Source organism: Acetobacter oeni, from assembly GCF_011516825.1.
In the GTDB taxonomy this organism is placed as follows: Bacteria; Pseudomonadota; Alphaproteobacteria; order Acetobacterales; family Acetobacteraceae; genus Acetobacter; species Acetobacter oeni.
Map to the genome: position 1 here is coordinate 161353 of NZ_WOTA01000001.1, position 17773 is coordinate 179125.

Below are 17773 nucleotides of genomic sequence, written 5' to 3' on the forward strand. Positions count from 1 at the left end.
CCCTGATGAGGGCAGTATGTTGCTCAAATCATGGGCATCTCAGACACCACAGCAGCAAGGGCGCCGGGCCTCCTGCCGATTGATCTCGGGAGTGTCGTCCTGGACACGCCTGTTATTCTGGCACCGATGGCCGGTGTGACGGATGTGCCGTTCCGTCGCCTCTGCCGCCGCCTGGGCGCCGGTCTCGTCGTATCGGAAATGATCGCCTCCTGGGCGATGGTCCGCGAGAACGAGGCCACCCTCCGCATGGCGGAAGTCGCCGACAGCGAGGGCCCCAATTCAATCCAGCTCGCCGGATGCGATCCGGAAGCCATGGCCGAAGCCGCCCGGATCGCCGTCGATAAGGGCGCCAATATCGTCGATATCAATTTCGGCTGCCCGGTCAAGAAAGTCGCTGTCGGACAGATGGCCGGCTCCGCCCTTATGCGCGACGAACGCGCCGCCGCCCGTCTGCTGGAAACCACAGCCCGTGCCGTGCCTGTCCCTGTAACGCTGAAAATGCGAACGGGCTGGGACCACGACCATCTCAACGCGCCGTCGCTGGCGCGGATCGCGGAAGAGGCCGGCATCAGAATGGTGACGGTGCATGGCCGTACCCGCCAGCAGTTCTATAATGGCATCGCGGACTGGGCTTTCATTCGCCGGGTGAAGGAAGCTGTGAGAATTCCGGTCATTGCCAACGGCGACATCCTGACCATTGACGACGCCCGCAATGCCCTGGCTCTCTCCGGGGCCGACGGCGTCATGATCGGCCGGGGCTGCTACGGTCGCCCCTGGTTCCCGGCACAGGTCGCGGAAGCCCTGCGCAGCGGCCACACGCCAGCGGACCCCGACCTTGAAACCGAACGCGGCATCGTTCTCGAACATTACGGCATGATGCTGAAGCATTTCGGCGAGCGACCGGGCCTTCGCCTCGCGCGGAAGCATATCTCCTGGTACTCCGCCGGTCTGCGCGATTCCGCCGGTTTCCGCGCGGCCGTAAACCGTATGGAAGATCCCGGCGAAGTTATCGCTGCCATCAACACGTTTTACGATGAACAGATTGAATCCGGCGGCGTCCGGGAGCCGCGCCGCTCGCGTGTCGCGGACGCGATGGCCACGTCACAGCACTCAGACGATACTGCGTCCGGCGCGCTCCGCGCGGCATGATCGCCATGCCCCGTCGCAGTGACACCAGGCCATCCGATTCGGAATTCCGCACGAATCTAAGGCTTCAGTCCGCGAAACATGGCCGGGAGGACTATCAGGAACCCATTCCCGACAGTCTCCTGCTGCTGGATTGTCTGCCAGCACCTGTCATGCTGATCGGTGCGCACGACGCCATCCTTTTTGTAAACAGTGCTGCCGAAGATTTTTTCTCAAGATCCCGCGTCCAGCTCCGTCACGATACCCTCACCGGTCTCGTGCCATCGGATCACCCTCTCTTCCTGCTCCTGCGGCAGGTGAGGGAGACGGGAGGAACCGTCACGGAGCACGGCCTTATCCTCAGCACGCCCCGTTTCCATCACGAGGGAATCTGTGTTCAGGGCAGCGACGTCCCCGATCACCCGGGACAGGTGCTGCTAGCTTTCCAGGATGCATCAGCCGCGCGGGTGCTCGACCGGCAACTGGCGTTCCGTTCAGCCGCCCGCAGTGTCTCGGGCATGGCGGCTATTCTCGCGCATGAAGTGAAAAACCCGCTCTCGGGGATTCGCGGCGCGGCACAGCTGCTCGAAGGATCGGTCAATGAGCCGGACCGTGAACTCGCCGTGCTCATCCGGGACGAAGCAGACCGCATCCGTGCACTCGTCGAGCGTATGGAAATGTTCAGCGAGAAGCCCGTAGGCCGGCGTCCGGTGAACATTCACCGTGTCCTCGAACACGTGCGCACTCTGGCCGCAAATGGTGTCGCCACCGGCATCCCCATCATCGAAGACTACGACCCCTCACTGCCGCCTGTCTGGGGCAACCGCGATGAACTGGTCCAGGTTCTTCTCAATCTCGTAAAAAATGCCGCCGAAGCCATCAAAGGTTCGGAGCAGCCCGGCACGATCACGCTGACGACAGCCTATCGCCAGGGCATAAGACTGGCAGGCTCCGGTTCCGGCCAGCGCAGACATCTCCCGCTGCTGGTGACGATCCGCGACACCGGCCCCGGTATTTCAGAAACCATCAGACCCCATCTGTTCGAACCCTTTCTTACCACAAAGGCATCCGGCTCCGGCCTCGGCCTCGCCCTCGCCGGTAAAATCATTAACGATCACGGTGGTATCATCGAAGTCGAAAGCAGACCGGGCTGTACCGAGATCAGTCTGCACCTGCCCGTGGTCAGCGAGGATACCGGACATGTCGCCTGAAATCGCGCCCCGGTTTCCATAACGCAAACAGCACCGGCCTCCCGCCCGTTCCATTAGCCAGTCACGACTTTTCCGGATTCCATACCCTCCCATGACATTGCCGACCATCCTGATCGCAGATGACGATCGTTCAATCCGGACTGTTCTGAGCCAGGCCCTCGGACGGGCAGGCTACCAGGTCCGCACAACCGCCAGCGCCGCCGCTTTGTGGCAATGGGTGGAGGACGGGGAGGGCGATCTCGTCATCACCGATGTCGTCATGCCCGATGAGAACGGACTGGACCTGATCCCCCGTATCCGCCGGGCCCGTCCCGATCTGCGCGTGCTGGTCATGAGCGCCCAGTCGACCCTGGTCACGGCGGTGAAAGCCACCCAGCGCGGTGCCTTCGAATACCTTCCAAAACCGTTCGACCTCACCGAACTGCTTGCCGTCGTCGAACGCGCCCTCGCGGCTCCCGCGCCCGTAACCGGACCTGCCCTGCAAACCCGGGAACCGGGCGAGCGCATGCCGCTGATCGGCCGTTCGATGGCCATGCAGGATATCTACCGCATCATCGCCCGGCTCACGACTTCCGATCTCACAGTGATGATCAACGGCGAAAGCGGCACAGGCAAGGAACTCGTCGCCCGCGCCCTCCATGATTACGGACGCCGCCGCACAGGCCCGTTCATCGCGGTCAATGTCGCGGCAATTCCGCAGGAATTTATCGAAGCCGAACTCTTTGGCCACGAACGGGGCGCCTTCAGTGGCGCAACCGCCCGCAATTCGGGACGCTTCGAACAGGCCGCCGGCGGCACCCTCTTCCTTGATGAAATCGGCGATATGCCGCTGGAAGCCCAGACCCGCCTGCTCCGGGTTCTTCAGGACGGCGAGTTTACGACAGCCGGTGGCAAACATTCCGTCAAAGCCAACGTCAGAATCATAGCCGCCACCCATCGCGATCTGCATCAGGCCATCAGGGCCGGAACATTTCGTGAAGACCTCTTCTACCGGCTCAACGTGGTGCCGATCCGCATTCCGCCGTTGCGGGAGCGCCTGGAAGATATCCCACTCCTGGCTCAGCATTTTCTCGATCAGTGCGCGGAAGACGGCCACGCCCCGAAAGTCCTCACCGATGATGCCGCGGCTCGCCTCCAGGGCTGGCGCTGGCCAGGGAATGTACGGGAACTTGAGAACCTCATGCGCCGGATCACAGCGCTTTATCCCCAGGAAACCATCACAGCCAGCCTGATCAATTCAGAACTGGCCGATACCGGACGGGACAAAAAGCAGATCGCTCCGACCGGCGAGGGCCCCGGCAATGACGAAACCCTGTCCGACGCAGTGGCCCGGCACCTCCGGCATTATCTCGCAACGGACGAAAACGGGGGCGGCCCCCTGCATGACATTTATGACAAAGTTATCGCAGAGGTTGAACGTCCGCTTATCCGCATGACACTGGCGGCAACGCGCGGTAATCAGATTAAAGCCGCCGCCATGCTCGGACTGAACAGAAATACATTGCGGAAAAAAATTCGTGACCTCGATATTCCCGTGATGAAGGGGCCGGCCGGCCGGGAGACCGTCTGAAATCCATGGGGAGGCCGCGCGACACATCAGACCGGGAGGCAGCCCGCGGACGCGGCGGAATCGCTCTGTTGCAACGCGCGTTCGATCAGCGAGGCGTGGCTGTAACGCTGGTGGCCCTCGCCCTGGTGCTCGTCTTCGCCATGTTCGTCGTGCTCTCGGGGGGCGGCGCGCTGGCCCATCACCCCGTGATCCAGAATGCCGTCTTCGTGCTCAGCGGACTGGCGCTGGCCCTGCTCGGAATCATGACAACGGTGCGCGTCCGGCGTCTGGTGAACGAACGGCAGGGCGGCCCGGCCGGCGCCAGGCTTCACGTCCGCCTCGTCGTGCTCTTCGGCGTTGTCGCCGTCGCCCCGACGATCCTCGTCGGCGTCTTCGCAACCCTGTTTTTCGATTACGGCATCCAGATATGGTTCTCGGACAGGGTCAATACCGCCCTGAACGAGGCGCTCCAGGCTTCACGCGGCTATCTGACCGAGCACAATGAAAACATCCGGACGGAAGCATTCTCGCTCGCCAACTATCTCGTGGGTGCCGAGAACGAACTTCAGGTCAACGGCACCGATCTGCTCCATGACCCGGATTCGCTCGGCCAGCTTCTCGACAGTCAGGCCACCGTGCGGGGCCTAACCGAAGCCGTCGTCTACGATCCGCTCACGAACCGCATGATCGCGGCCGGAGGGCTCCTCAGCCGGTCCGGATACCAGGAGCCCCTGCCGCCACCCGCCGCCACCATGATGGCGCGCACCAATGATGTCGCGATCTATGACAGTCCGGACGAGAAAAACGTCAGAGCAGTCGTCGCCCTGGGCGAAACCCCGGAAATGATGCTTGTCATCACGCGCCCGGTTGACCCCGAAATCGTCGGCCATATGCACAAGACGGAACAGGTCGTCGCGGATTACAAACGTCTGAACCGGAACCGCGAGAAAATTCAGGTCACCTTCGTGATGATCTTCGCGCTCGTGGCCCTGCTCGTCCTCGCCGCCGCTGCCCTGATGGGCCTGGCGCTCGCCAACCAGATCGCCCGCCCGCTCGGTCTGCTCATGGATGCATCCCGCCGGATCAGCGAGGGCGACCTTGCCGTCCGGGTCCCGGAAGGCGGGCGTGACGACGAGATCAGAAGTCTGTCCCGCGCCTTCAATCTCATGACTGACGAACTGTCCAGCCAGCGCTCCGAGCTCATGATCGCCAACAGCCAGATCAACGAGCGTCGTCGCTTCACGGAAGCCGTTCTCTCCGGTGTGTCCGCCGGCGTGATCGGGCTTGATGCCCTGGCCCGGATCGAACTCCCCAACCGGGCCGCCTGCGACCTCCTGGAGAAAGATCTGACCCAGGCCGTAGGCGAACCCCTTGCCGAAGTTATTCCGGAATTCGGACCGGTTCTCGAGGCCCTCAGAGGCGGTGCGGAGAGAGCCTTCACGAGAGAGGTGCAGATTGGCACGCCCGGCAATCGCCGGGTTCTGCTCGTCCGGGCCGCAGCGGAGATGCGCGGCGCGGTCACCGAGGGATATGTCGTCACCTTCGATGATATCACGGCTCTCCAGTCCGCCCAGCGCAAGGCCGCCTGGGCCGATGTGGCCCGCAGAATCGCGCACGAGATCAAAAACCCGTTAACCCCGATCCAGCTCGCCGCCGAGCGCCTGAAACGTCGATTCCTGCGTGAAATAACCTCAGACCCCGAGACGTTCCGCCAGTGCGCTGATACGATCGTGAGGCAGGTCGGGGATATCGGTCGCATGGTTGACGAATTTTCGGCTTTCGCCCGCATGCCTCAGCCGAAAATCGCTCCGGAGGATCTCTCCCGTATTGTGCGGGAGGCCCTCGTCCTGCAATATGGCGCCCATCCTGAAATTGTGTACGACATCGCATTGCCGCCTTCCGGCCCTGTGGTTGCATGCGACCGGCGCCAGATAGGACAGGCCCTGACGAACCTTCTGCAAAACGCCGCCGACGCCATTGCCATGACCGGGCGGAGACCTTCGCCAGACCAAGAAAATACCGACAATACCGCCGAACCCGGGGCGGAAGGACGGATCGGCACGATCAGCGTCCAGGTCCTGGTTCACGATGATCTCGCGGAGGTCGTCATTGCCGATGATGGCGTCGGCCTGCCCCAGGAAGAACGTGACCGGCTGACCGAGCCATACGTTACGCACAAACCCAAGGGCACAGGGCTGGGGCTGGCCATCGTCAAGAAAATCATGGAAGACCATGAGGGGACAGTTCAGCTCAGAGACCGCCCCGGAAAAGAAGGAACCGTGGCCATTCTGATTTTGCCGGTCAAAGACAGAACGCAGAAAGAAAACGATGGCGTATGAAATCCTGATCGTCGACGACGAGCCGGATATCCGGATGCTGATGGAGGGAATCCTCCACGACGAAGGATACGAAACCCGTGTCGCAGGAGATTCGGACGCGGCTCTCGCGGCTTTCCGTGCCCGCAGACCCTCCCTGGTGATTCAGGATATCTGGCTCCAGGGGTCGAAACTCGACGGTCTGGGCGTGCTCAAGGTCATGCAGGCGGAGGACGCCTCCGTCCCCGTGATCATGATTTCCGGGCACGGCACGATCGAAACAGCTGTGGCTGCGCTTCAGCACGGTGCCTATGACTTCATCGAAAAACCATTCCAGTCCGACCGCCTTCTCGTCGTCGTCCGGCGGGCCCTAGAGGCCGCCCGGCTCGAGCGTGAAAACGCCGAGCTCAGGCTGCGCGCCGGGCCTGAAACGACGCTGTTCGGGGAAAGCGCCCCCATCGCCGCCGTGCGCGGACAGATCGACCGTGTCGCGCCAACCGGCTCGCGGGTAATGATCACAGGAGCCCCCGGAGCCGGCAAAGAGGTGGCTGCGCGCATGATCCATGCGCGGTCGCGTCGCTCGGAAGGCCCCTTCATCGCGCTGAACTGCGCGACTCTGGCCCCGAGCCGGTTTGAGGAAGAACTGTTCGGCCTCGAAGGCAGCGAGGGCGTGCCGCGCCGCATCGGCGTGCTCGAAAGGGCGCACGGCGGCACGCTGCTGCTTGATGAAGTGGCGGACATGCCCGTGGAAACACAGGGCAAGATCGTCAGGGCGCTTCAGGACCAGAGCTTCGAACGTATCGGCGGCGCAACCCGGGTTAAAGTCGATGTCCGCGTCATCTCGACCACGAACCGTGACCTGCACGCCGAGATCGGAGTAGGGCGGTTCCGGGAAGACCTTTATTATCGTCTCGCTGTCGTCCCGCTCCGCCTGCCAAGCCTGAGAGAGCGGCGCGAAGACATCCCTGAACTCGCCAGACTTTTCCTCAGACGCGCCGCGGAAACAGCCGGCCTTCCCGTGCGTGAGCTGAGCGTCGATGCCATGGCCGCCCTCCAGGCCTATGACTGGCCCGGCAACTCCCGTGAGCTGAGAAATCTCATGGAGCGGCTGCTGATCATGATGCCCGGCTCCAGCAACGAGCCGATCCGTGCAGACATGCTGCCGTCACAAATCAGCGAAGGCGCGCCGGCGCTCCTCAAATTCGATTCGAATGCGGATGTCATGGGCCTTCCTCTTCGCGAGGCGAGGGATCTGTTCGAAACGCAGTACCTTCAGGCTCAGCTTCTTCGTTTCGGCGGTAATATCAGCCGGACAGCAGGTTTTGTCGGCATGGAAAGAAGCGCGTTGCATCGCAAACTTAAACAGCTCGGAGTCACGGCCGAAGACAGAACCGGGTAAATATCTCCGCTGCACGGGATCGGGAGATGTTCGCGGCCCGCAAAACCGGGAACTGACCATCACCCGGTCGGTCGGGCCCCTCCGCAGTATTGATGCAAATGTCGTGGGAGTGCCATGAAATTGCTATAATGGCGGTCGGGTGGCTTTGCGCCGGTGCCGCGCTGGCGTATTGATGCTGTAAGGCCCGGGGTTTCGGCGGCACTAAACAGCGAAACTAAAATAACGAAGAAGAAACAGGGTAGCATCGTGGCAAAATCACCAGCACAGAATGTTCAGGACGTGTTCCTTGGCCACATCAGGCGCGGCAAGGCAGCCGTCACGATTTTTCTTGTCAATGGTGTGAAATTACAGGGTGTCATCAGCTGGTTCGACGATGATACAGTCCTTCTCCGGCGAGACGGGCATACGCAGCTCGTCTATAAACATGCAATCAGCACGGTCATGCCTCTCGTTCCGGTCAATGTGTTCGAAGCGCCGGCCGGTACGGCCGGTTCGGGCACGGCGGGAACGCATGGCACGGTTCTGCAGGCGGAGAGCGACGAGTCACTTGCCGACGACATCTACTGAAACCACACTGCCCGCCACGCGGGCCGCAGTCATTCTCCCCTGGGAGCGACCTGACCGCGATCATGACGTTCGCGCCGCCGAGGCGCGGCTTGAGGAAGCGATCGGCCTGACCTCTTCGATCGGTCTGGTCGTTGTTCTCAATGCCATCCTGCTTCTTCGCGCCCGCCGCCCGGCAACACTGCTCGGAGCAGGCCAGGTCGATTCCTTGCGCGAGGCCGTCGCCGACAAGCATATCTCTGTCGTCGTTGTCGATTCCCGCCTGTCGCCCGGCCAGCAGCGCAATCTCGAAAAAGCCCTGGGTTGCAAAGTCATCGACCGGACCGGGCTTATTCTCGATATTTTCGGCGCCCGGGCCGCGACCCGTGAAGGCTCGCTCCAGGTCGAACTCGCCCATCTGGAATACCAGCGGTCACGCCTCGTCCGCCTCTGGACCCATCTCGAACGTCAGCGCGGCGGTTTCGGCTTCCTCGGCGGCCCCGGCGAAACGCAGATCGAAGCGGATCGCCGGATGATCGGCGACCGCATCGTCCGTCTGAAACGCGAACTGGAGCAGGTCCGCCGGACGCGCGGACTGCACAGAACCTCCCGCAAACGGGTTCCGTTTCCCGTCGTGGCTCTCGTCGGCTATACAAATGCCGGAAAATCCACCCTGTTCAACGCTCTGACCGGCGCGTCCGTCTATGCGCAGGACCAGTTGTTCGCCACGCTCGACCCCACCATGCGGGCTATCGAACTCCCGTCGGGCCGGAAGGTTATTCTCTCGGACACAGTCGGTTTCATCAGCGACCTGCCAACGGAACTGATCGCCGCCTTCCGAGCCACGCTCGAGGAAGTCGCGGAAGCGGACATCATTCTTCATGTGCGCGATATCGCGCACCCCGACACCGCCGCACAGAGAGCGGATGTGCTCGCCGTCCTCGGAGACATGGAGAAGGACGGTATGCTCGATGCCGAATGGCCGTCCCGTGTCATCGAAGTGCTCAATAAAGCCGACCTTCTGGGCGGGATCGAAGAAGTCCCCCATCGCGACGATGCGGTCGCGATCTCAGCCATCACGGGCGAAGGCCTGCCCGCCCTGATGTCGGCCATCGATGCCCACATGACCGACAGCATGGTCGTGGCGCATTACAGCCTGCCCGCTCATGCCGGCGGCGCGGTCGCCTGGCTCTACGAACATGGCGAAGTGATTCAGCGTGATGATAAGGAGATGCGCATTGATGTCACCGTGCGCTTCCATGAGGTCGATCGGGCACGCTTCGAAACCCAGTTCAGCGACGTCATACAGACGCAGGGAAGCGAATCTGCATAACGCTTCCCGAATCCTGAATTAAAACAACACTTCCAAAGTCCGTTTGTTTCGCGGGATCGTATGGTTTCAATCCCGCACACGACAGGCGCTCCTGAGAGCCCGGGGCTGTAAGATCAGTATAATGAATGTTGCGCTGCCCCGCCTGCAAAGCAGACTTCAGGTAGCGGTTACATACAAATAAAATATCGAAGAGCCGGATGTTTCCACGGTAAAACAGTTCGGCAGCCCTGTTATGGCGCCCCTGTTTTCAGGACTAATTCCGAAAAGTGGCGCGAGTGACGGGGCTCGAACCCGCGACCTCCGGCGTGACAGGCCGGCGCTCTAACCAACTGAGCTACACCCGCTTTTTAAGCGATCCGCGTTCCCGCGTCGTCGTTGGGGCGTCTTATAACCGGGTTTTCGCGGGTTGCAACTCCACGCGGATAAAAAAATTTCCGATACCAGGAGACCACGGCGCTGAATGCGGAATTCAGGACCAGAACAGACCCGTAATAAAGGGAAGGGCAGGGGGCAGAGCGGAATACGCCCGAAAAAACCTTCGCCCGATGTGATTACCGCTAAAAATAGTCTTCGATCCGGAAAAATAAGCCGGTAAGACATTATGCGGTCAGACAATACGGGTAAAAATGGTGGGGTCGGTAAAGAGTCGAAGACATACTCCTGAGCCTGCCGGAACAGTGCCGCCGGACATCACGATCTCCGGCATAAAACAGGGCAGAAACGCTCTGTTTTATGCACCCGTCGCCGCCCTGTTCATATTAAGTGCCTGCGGAAACCAGCCTCTCCTGGAAAAACCTGTCGTGCAAACGCCGGATAAACCCGGTGAATGCACAATGAAAAGAATGGCGACATTACCCGTGCTGACTCTCTTCGGCGCGCCTGTCGTCCCGGTTACACTGAATGGCAAGCCTGCCCTGATGGCCATCAGCACGGGAGCCGACAGATCCGCAGTGTCCGAAGCGGCCGTGAAAGAATTTGGCCTCATTGAAACCGGCACCTCAGTGCAGGTCGATGGCACGACAGGCGCCGCGTCCCTGCCTCTGGTGCAATCGGATACTCTCGTTGTCGGACGCGCCGACGCATCGGATTTTTCTTTTTTCGAAATGGCGGATCTCCGTCGTTCCGTTCCCATGGCCCGTATTAACGGGGCCCCGGTCGTGGGAGAACTCGGCATGGATTTCCTCCGGCGTTATGAGGTGTGGTTCGATTTGCCGGAAGGCCAGATTACACTGGCCCGCCCCCGCAAATGCACCCTGAAGGACGTCGGCTGGGATTCCACAATCGATCAGATTCCGGTCTCGATAAGCCTGGGCGGAAGGCCGAATGTCGAAATCAGACTCAACGGTCACAAAATCAGGGCCATGCTGAGCAGCGCCTCCTCAACGTCCACCATCACACCGGAGCGGCTCGACGCCTTTGGTATTACAAGCAATATGTCCGCTGAAAATCATGCGGAGATCATTCGTGGCGTCAACGGCAGGTCCGTCACAGCCCATCGCGAGCGGTTCGATCGGCTTACAATCGGAACGGAAAATTTCAGCCCCGCCTGGCTGACCGTCGCACCGATGGAAACCGCAGACGCAGAACTGGGCGCTGACTTTCTGCGCGGCGTGGTGTTCTGGCTCTCTTTCGGACAATCGATGATTTACCTTGAAAAAGGCACGATAAATCCGTTTGCGACGGAACATCCGTCAGCGTTCAGAGTCTCCCCGCAACCTGCAAACGAGCCACCACGATGATCCCGGTGCGACTGACGGATTCTTTGCCGGCCACATTGATTCCGACTGCCGCCACAGCCCGGACCAGCCGCGTCAGAAACGCCGGTCTCACCTCCATGCTCTGCGCGATGCTCTTCACCCTCAGCGGCTGCGAGAACGGACCGGAAAAGTGCGAAATAGGCCGGATCGGACCGCTGACCGTTCTCAATCCGACCCGTTCGCCCATCGTCCGGATTACGATAAACGGAAAACCTGCCGCAATCATCGTCGATTCCGGTGCCATGACCTCCCTGATCGTGAGCGCGGCGGCCAGGGATTATGATCTTTCCTACACCGGTCATTACGCAATGTTGCAGGGCACCACCGGACCAGTCAGCGCTTCCATCGTGACTGCGGGAAAAGTCGGCCTGGGCGAGGCGACAGCCTCCGATGTCGTCTTTACCGAAGTGGACATGAAACGGGGCAAAATCGACGGACTCCCGATCGTCGGCCTGCTCGGCGCCGATTTTCTCGCGAATTACGACGTGAAATTCGATCTGCCCCACGGAAAAATTACCCTTTACCGGATGAGAGGATGCAGTTCGAAAGACATTGTCTGGCCCGTGCCTGTCGACGCCGTGCCGCTTGAACGCGGTGAAACCGGTAAGGTGATGGTTCCGTTCAAACTCAACGGGAAAACTCTCGACGCCATTCTGGACAGCGGAGCGGACTACACCGTAATCAGGCCCTCGCAGGCGCGCAGGGCCGGCGTCACAAGAGACATGCTCACCGAAGACCGTGCGGGCTATTCACGGGGCATCAGCGACGACAGCATCATGTGGCACCGTCACCGGTTTGATACTCTGGAGATCGGACCGAAAAAATATCACAATATCTCGTTGCAGGTCGCGCCGCTGGAAACCGATACAGCGCTGCTCGGCGCCGATTTCCTGCGTCATGCCGTGGCCTGGCTCTCATATCGGAATCTGATCCTCTACATTGAACGCCCGGAAAAACATGAGCATGTGCCGGATAACGGAATGTCTCCGGGACCAGCCCCCGCACCGGCCCCGGCAGAACCCGCCCCGCGCTGACTAGACAGCAGAAACAGCGACAGACACCTGAAAAACGCACCACCATCAGCGTCGCGCAGAACGATATCTATTCCAGCCGAGGTTTCCCCCATGGTCGCGCTGCCCTCTTCCCAGCAACTCCGCTATCTCATTACTCTGGCCGACCTGAAGCATTTTGGACGGGCCGCAATAGCCTGCTCCGTCACGCAGTCGACCCTGTCAGCCGGTATTCTGGCCCTCGAAAGACAGCTCGACACACCCCTCCTGGATCGCAAAGTCGGAAAACGCGTGGTCTTCACACCCCTGGGTGAAGAAATCGTCCGTCGGTCCAGAACGGCGCTGGAGGCGCTGGAAGCCCTCCACCAGGTCGCCCAGGCAGCCCGCGAACCGATGACAGGACCGATGCGCCTCGGCGTCATCCCCACAATCGGCCCCTTTATTCTGCCCCGGCTTGTCTCTCTGATCCGCGAAACCTTTCCCCGGATCAGGCTTTCGCTCACCGAGGATATGACCGAACGGCTGATGGAAAAGCTGACGACCGGACGACTGGATGTCCTGCTGCTGGCCATGCCGTGCGATTGCGAAGGCCTCGAAACAATTCCCGTCTGGCGCGATCCGTTCATTCTCGTGCTGCCGGCCGGCCATCCCCTGGCCAGCTGGCCGGAAGTGCCACTGGAAAAACTCGTGGACGAGCAGATGGTCCTGCTCGAAGACGGACACTGCCTGCGGGATCAGACCGTCGATATCTGCCGGCAGGGCAACGGCTGGACCGGCAGTGAGCCGGATATAAACCATACCGCTTCCTCGCTCCATACTCTGGTGCAGATGACGGCGCAGGGGCTGGGCGTCGGACTACTGCCGCAACTCGCGGTGGATTCCGGAATCCTCGCGGGCTGCAATGTCGTCACCCGTCCTGTCACCGGAGGCCCGATGTGGCGCACGATAGGGCTGGGGTGGCGCCAGAAATCTCCGCGCAGCGCTGAATTTCGGGCACTTGCGACAGTGCTGGGACAGCTTGCTCCTTCCGGAGACGCGCTGTTGCCGCAGACAGATGCCTGACACAGAAACGTTCTGGTATCCGAAGGTCCTGTTAAATTCAGCTCCTGCCTGATGCAGGATACGTCTCAGCACTGTTTGCTACAGACCGTCCAGAAGCAAAAAACCGGCGTTTGCATTGACTTCCCGGGTGCATCTGCGTATGTCGCAGCAGCTTTTCATGCAGGCAGTCTGCTTGGCAGACGAACAAAGAGACGGGTTATGAAGATCAGAAACAGCCTCAAATCGGCAAAAATTCGCGATAAAGACTGCCGCGTCGTGCGTCGTCGTGGTCGCGTCTACGTCATCAATAAGAAGAACCCCCGGATGAAAGCCCGTCAGGGCTGAGAACCGGTTCATCATTGTCAGGTTCTTTAATGTTTCAGACCTGTCTCTCTGGCTGTCCTGAATGGCCGGAAGACAGGTCTTTGCTTTTGAAAGCCATGAAACCGTTCCGGCTCGCCGCCTTCATCGCCGTCACGGCCCTGTCTGTTCCGGTAATGCCAGCCTGTGCCGCTCCCCCCGCGCCGGTGACAGCTCCCCCTCATGTCTCCCAGGAGACCGCCCGGCAGTCGCGCGAAAAAGACCTCGTGGCAAAACTCGCAAAGGCGCGCAGCGATGCTGAAGCCGGGGAGATACGGTCCGGGCTTGAAGAACTGAGAACGAAGCCATTGCGTCCGGCGACGATGTTGCTGCTCCGGCGTGCAACACGCGAACTCAGTGAGCAGAAGGCCGGGGACGCAATCGAAGATCTCGGCGCCGCACTCGCCTTACAGAATGATGTGCCCGCCCTCTGGCGTCTCCGCGCGCAGGCCCGTCTTGCCGGTGGCGATACGGACGGCGCCGTCAGCGATCTCGGAATTGCCATCCAGCGCGATCCGGACGATGCCTTAAACTGGCAGACTCTTACCGATGCGGAAGAAGCGCGATCAGACAGCCAGGCGGCTCTCAGAGCATGGCAACACGCCATGACTCTCGATCCCAGACTTCCCGGCGCGGATAAGCGGCTGGAGAAGCTCCGCCTGAAAGCCTTCGGTCAGCCGACTTAATCCGTCAGCCTGTTTTCCTGTGACTGACCGCCTCTCCGCAGGACCGGAAAGAAAAAGTCAGAGCAAATCACAGGTGGCCGGCTCATCCTCACGGGGTGTACCGGAATTAAACAAACCCCGGCACAAACCAGACCCCGTCACGCACCGAACCGGCTTCAGGCAGGATCGACAAAGAAAGCCGGAATCTTCTGTCCTTCAGCCAGAAGTTCATCGATCCGGTCGCAGGCTGAGAGAGCCTCGGCAATCGTGACATCCATGTCGAGGTAACGATAGGTTCCGAGACGCCCCATAAACGATACGCCCGGTGTCGTACGGGCCAGATCAATGTAGCTTTCAAGCATGCGCTTTTCGTGCACAAGCCGGATCGGGTAATAAGGAATATCCTGTGGCTGAGCGAGGCGGCTATACTCGCGAAAACACACGGTCCCTTTCATTTTCGCCTCTTCCCAGGGCGCGAAATGTTTATGCTCGGAGATCCGGGTATAGGGAATCTCTTCATCGCAATAGTTGATGACGGCCGTGCCCTGATAGTCTCCTTCTCCGTCGAAACGCTCAAAGTCGAGCGTCCGGTATCCCAGCCGGCCAAGGCGGAAATCAAAATACCGGTCAATCGGCCCCGTATAGAAAACGTGGTCGAATTCTTCATCGATATTTTCAAAGCTGGTGCCGAGACGAAGTTCAATGCCATCCGTCGCCAGGATATTTTCGACGACAGACGTATAACCGTTTTCCGGCATCCCCTGATAAGGATGGCTGAAATAGTTGTCATCGTAATTAAAGCGAAGAGGCAGGCGCTTCAGAATGGACGCCGGCAGTTCCGCAGGTTCCAGACCCCACTGTTTACGCGTGTATCCATAGAAAAACGCGCGATACAACTCCGGCCCGATCATGGACATCGCCTGCTCTTCAAAATTCGCAGGCTCGGTCAGTGAGCGGTCAGCCTTGCTTTCAATGAATGCCCGCGCCTCGGCTGGCCCCATCGTCGTCCCGAAAAACTGATTGATCGTGAGGAGATTGACCGGCAGCGTGTAAACATGACCTTTTGAAATCGCCTTAACCCGGTTCACATAAGGCCGGAATGTGCCAAAGCTGCGAACGTAATCCCAGACCCGCTGATCGGCTGTATGAAAAATATGCGGTCCGTAATGATGAATCATGACGCCGGTTTTTTCGTCGCGCCCGGTATGGCAGTTGCCCCCCGGATGAGTCCGCTCATCAATGAGAAGGATCTTATGACCCTGTTCCGCAAGATGACGGGCCATCACAGCGCCGCTAAACCCCGCGCCAACGATACAAAACCTCATGAAAGCCTCTCACTGTGCTGGCCGGCACCCCTCAAAGGCACCTCGTTCCGGTTGGAATCATGCAGAAACATAAGATGCACGAATACCTGATCAGGCCTGTTACCCCAGTTTAGCCGGCACGCCAACGAAATGAGGGCAAACCCACAATAAAGAGGCTGTATTTAATAAACGGCTGCGACTGCTGTATTTCACGTATATATTTCCGGATTTCCCCCGCCGGATGCGACCGGGTGCGGAGCAGGGGAAACAGATTATTCAGAATGAAGTCTCATCAGCCTCCCGCGCCGACAATTCCGGATCGTGAGTCTTCGCAACACGCAGCGTGCATGACACCACACAAAAAAATGCTGTCCACAGAAGAGTCCGTGAACAGCACATCAATTTTTTCGTTTTCCTGCCCGAAAATCAGTTCGGACTGAGCTGTGACGGCGACTGAACAGCCGGCCCGTTTTCTTTGGTCGCATTACTGTCATCAGGTGCGGTCGTCGTTGCGCGACCCCCAGGCTGGGGCGGCACTGTGCCCGGCTGTTCACGTTTCACCTGATCGGAGCTTGGCAGCCTCTCCGACGGCTGAACTTTTTTCCCATGCCAGATCGCTGATTTAGGTGTCTTCCCAACCTGTTTCGCAGCACTGTCTGCCGTGGGCGCCGGATTGCTTGCCGCATCGGTCGCTGACTGTGCAAAGGCAGGAGCCAGCAGAGCCACCATAACACCGGGCACAGCAAACAGTTTTAAGAAACGCATGACGCCGCTCCTGATAAATCATTAATGCAATACAGTCTTGTAACGCTCCATATACCGGAAGCGTTCCGTCCGGGTGTTCTGAATACTGATAGAACTGATCAAATAAGATCGTGCGAACGGTTGTTCAGCCATACCCTGCGTTGCAACAGGCAGGCAAAAACCAGCCAGCCCCAGAGCGGCAGGGTCCGCGTCGCCGTCTTTGTGTCCGTTGCTGCGGCCGTCGCAGCCGTCAGAGCCGTTCCCGCCACCAGTGTTCCCGCCGTTACGCCAAAAGCAAGACCGGGCCGCCGCCAGCCAAACATGACTTTGGGAAACAGCCAGGTACCCGTCACGGTCGCAATCCACGCCAGAATCGCTTGGCTGCGGCTGCGGGAAGGCGGCGCACTGACAATGCGGCTTCCTGTCTGCAACAGAACTGCGTCCAGAATGCTCCATACAACGCCAAAAACCAGCCCGGGCGGCGTGTACCATGGCTTGTGCAGAGATCGATACCATTCCCGTGTCGCCGGATGAACGGAGGTCGGACTGTATCGCTTTCCGGCCATTTGCGCCGCGCCGATCCCAAGCCCGGCCAGAGTTGTTGCAAGTAGTCTGAGCATCAAAACATCCTTTCCAGGCCACGAAGATCTAAACGACCGTGACGATAAAAGGATGCATGGAGACCGGTCAGGAAGCTGTTCCGTTCCCTGAAAAAACAAACGCGATCAGACATTTCGCCCGATCGCGTTGCAAACTCTCAAACGACAGAACCGGGCCTGAATCCGTCTGCCGACAGAAACAGGCCCGTATTCAGATCAGCTGTTAGCGCCAAACGTGTTGCGCGATGCCTCAAAGAGGAACCATGTGCGCTTCTCACTTTCATCGATCCAGTTCTCAAGCAGGCTGGTCGTCGCACAGTCACCGACCTCATCTGTCAGACCATGCACCTGACGCATCTCGGCAACGAGCTGCTTGTTGTCCTCGCAGAGCTCAGCCAGCATGTCTGCGGCATCAACATACTCCGCATCGTTGTCTTTGATGCGCTGCAGTTTTGAAATTTCGCCAATCGAATGCAGCGTCGTGCCGCCAATGCGACGCGCCCGCTCTGCCATCGGATCGGTCATGGCGAAAAGCTCCGCGCCCTGGTCATCGAGCATCAGATGATAGTCGCGGAAGTGACGCCCGCTGAGATGCCAGTGAAAATTCTTCGTCTTGAGGTAGAGCGCAAACACATCGGCCAGAAGCGCGCGAAGTGCCGCAGAAATGTTTTCCACACCCTCTTTGGGCAGATCGCTGGGTGTGCCGAGAAAATGATGCACCTGCGCCGAACGTGCTGCATTTGCTTTGGGAGAAGGTGACTTCGTCATTGGTTCTGTTCCATCAACGTGGTCTGGCCTCCTGTCCGCAAAGCGTCCGG

Annotated in this window: 16 protein-coding genes and 1 tRNA gene; 12 read left to right on the forward strand and 5 right to left on the reverse strand. The window is 59.7% G+C overall.

Features of this window, described 5'->3' with window-relative positions; all coding sequences use genetic code 11:
- Positions 1-30 precede the first annotated feature (30 nt).
- The 7 genes from dusB to hflX all read left to right on the forward strand — a co-directional run bounded on the left by dusB (position 31) and on the right by hflX (position 9475).
- Positions 31-1149, forward strand: a complete 1119-nt coding sequence (gene dusB, locus GOB90_RS00685; RefSeq protein ID WP_146885371.1) for a tRNA dihydrouridine synthase DusB — start codon at positions 31-33, stop codon at positions 1147-1149.
- Between the two features lie 149 nt (positions 1150-1298).
- Positions 1299-2336, forward strand: coding sequence for a two-component system sensor histidine kinase NtrB (locus tag GOB90_RS00690; protein WP_242011713.1), 1038 nt, complete (start codon positions 1299-1301; stop codon positions 2334-2336).
- Positions 2337-2427: 91 nt separating this feature from the next.
- Positions 2428-3906: a nitrogen regulation protein NR(I) gene (ntrC, locus tag GOB90_RS00695; RefSeq protein WP_146885373.1), complete on the forward strand. Its 1479-nt coding sequence runs from the start codon at positions 2428-2430 to the stop codon at positions 3904-3906.
- 5 nt (positions 3907-3911) lie between these two features.
- A complete protein-coding gene (locus tag GOB90_RS00700) occupies positions 3912-6224 on the forward strand; it encodes a sensor histidine kinase NtrY-like (protein ID WP_173571859.1) in 2313 nt (770 codons plus the stop codon).
- Positions 6214-7599 carry a nitrogen assimilation response regulator NtrX gene (gene ntrX, locus GOB90_RS00705; RefSeq protein WP_146885375.1) on the forward strand — a complete coding sequence of 462 codons (1386 nt, stop codon included), beginning with the start codon at positions 6214-6216 and terminating at the stop codon, positions 7597-7599. Before GOB90_RS00700 ends, ntrX begins: the two co-directional genes overlap by 11 nt.
- Positions 7600-7845: 246 nt before the next feature.
- Positions 7846-8166, forward strand: a complete 321-nt coding sequence (hfq, locus tag GOB90_RS00710) for an RNA chaperone Hfq (protein ID WP_146885377.1) — start codon at positions 7846-7848, stop codon at positions 8164-8166.
- Positions 8147-9475, forward strand: a complete 1329-nt coding sequence (gene hflX / locus GOB90_RS00715; protein ID WP_242011705.1) for a GTPase HflX — start codon at positions 8147-8149, stop codon at positions 9473-9475. Before hfq ends, hflX begins: the two co-directional genes overlap by 20 nt.
- Before the next feature lie 267 nt (positions 9476-9742).
- Here the strand turns inward: hflX and GOB90_RS00720 are convergent.
- Positions 9743-9819, reverse strand: a tRNA-Asp gene (locus tag GOB90_RS00720).
- Between the two features lie 498 nt (positions 9820-10317).
- Between GOB90_RS00720 and GOB90_RS00725 the strand changes: the two genes are divergently transcribed.
- The 5 genes from GOB90_RS00725 to GOB90_RS00745 all read left to right on the forward strand — a co-directional run bounded on the left by GOB90_RS00725 (position 10318) and on the right by GOB90_RS00745 (position 14329).
- The gene (locus GOB90_RS00725; RefSeq protein WP_173571860.1) at positions 10318-11214 is read left to right on the forward strand and encodes a retropepsin-like aspartic protease; all 897 of its coding nucleotides are present in this window, start codon (positions 10318-10320) and stop codon (positions 11212-11214) included.
- A complete protein-coding gene (locus GOB90_RS00730) occupies positions 11211-12266 on the forward strand; it encodes an aspartyl protease family protein (RefSeq protein ID WP_146885384.1) in 1056 nt (351 codons plus the stop codon). The genes GOB90_RS00725 and GOB90_RS00730 overlap by 4 nt, the downstream gene beginning before the upstream one ends.
- Positions 12267-12356: 90 nt before the next feature.
- On the forward strand, positions 12357-13304 hold the full coding sequence (locus GOB90_RS00735; RefSeq protein WP_146885386.1) for a hydrogen peroxide-inducible genes activator: 948 nt from the start codon (positions 12357-12359) through the stop codon (positions 13302-13304).
- 198 nt (positions 13305-13502) lie between these two features.
- Positions 13503-13628 (forward strand): type B 50S ribosomal protein L36, encoded by a 126-nt coding sequence (gene ykgO, locus GOB90_RS00740; protein WP_025886195.1) that lies wholly within the window; start codon positions 13503-13505, stop codon positions 13626-13628.
- A gap of 95 nt (positions 13629-13723) precedes the next feature.
- Positions 13724-14329 carry a tetratricopeptide repeat protein gene (locus tag GOB90_RS00745; protein WP_146885467.1) on the forward strand — a complete coding sequence of 202 codons (606 nt, stop codon included), beginning with the start codon at positions 13724-13726 and terminating at the stop codon, positions 14327-14329.
- Between the two features lie 155 nt (positions 14330-14484).
- Here GOB90_RS00745 and glf read toward each other — a convergent pair whose 3' ends face one another.
- From glf to GOB90_RS00765, 4 genes are all read right to left on the reverse strand, one after another.
- Positions 14485-15633 (reverse strand): UDP-galactopyranose mutase, encoded by a 1149-nt coding sequence (glf, locus tag GOB90_RS00750; RefSeq protein WP_146885388.1) that lies wholly within the window; start codon positions 15631-15633, stop codon positions 14485-14487.
- A gap of 405 nt (positions 15634-16038) precedes the next feature.
- Positions 16039-16377, reverse strand: a complete 339-nt coding sequence (locus tag GOB90_RS00755; RefSeq protein ID WP_146885390.1) for a hypothetical protein — start codon at positions 16375-16377, stop codon at positions 16039-16041.
- A 98-nt stretch (positions 16378-16475) separates the two neighbouring features.
- Positions 16476-16976, reverse strand: coding sequence for a TspO/MBR family protein (locus tag GOB90_RS00760; RefSeq protein ID WP_146885392.1), 501 nt, complete (start codon positions 16974-16976; stop codon positions 16476-16478).
- Between the two features lie 195 nt (positions 16977-17171).
- Positions 17172-17723, reverse strand: coding sequence for a Dps family protein (locus GOB90_RS00765; protein WP_146885394.1), 552 nt, complete (start codon positions 17721-17723; stop codon positions 17172-17174).
- Positions 17724-17773 lie beyond the last annotated feature (50 nt).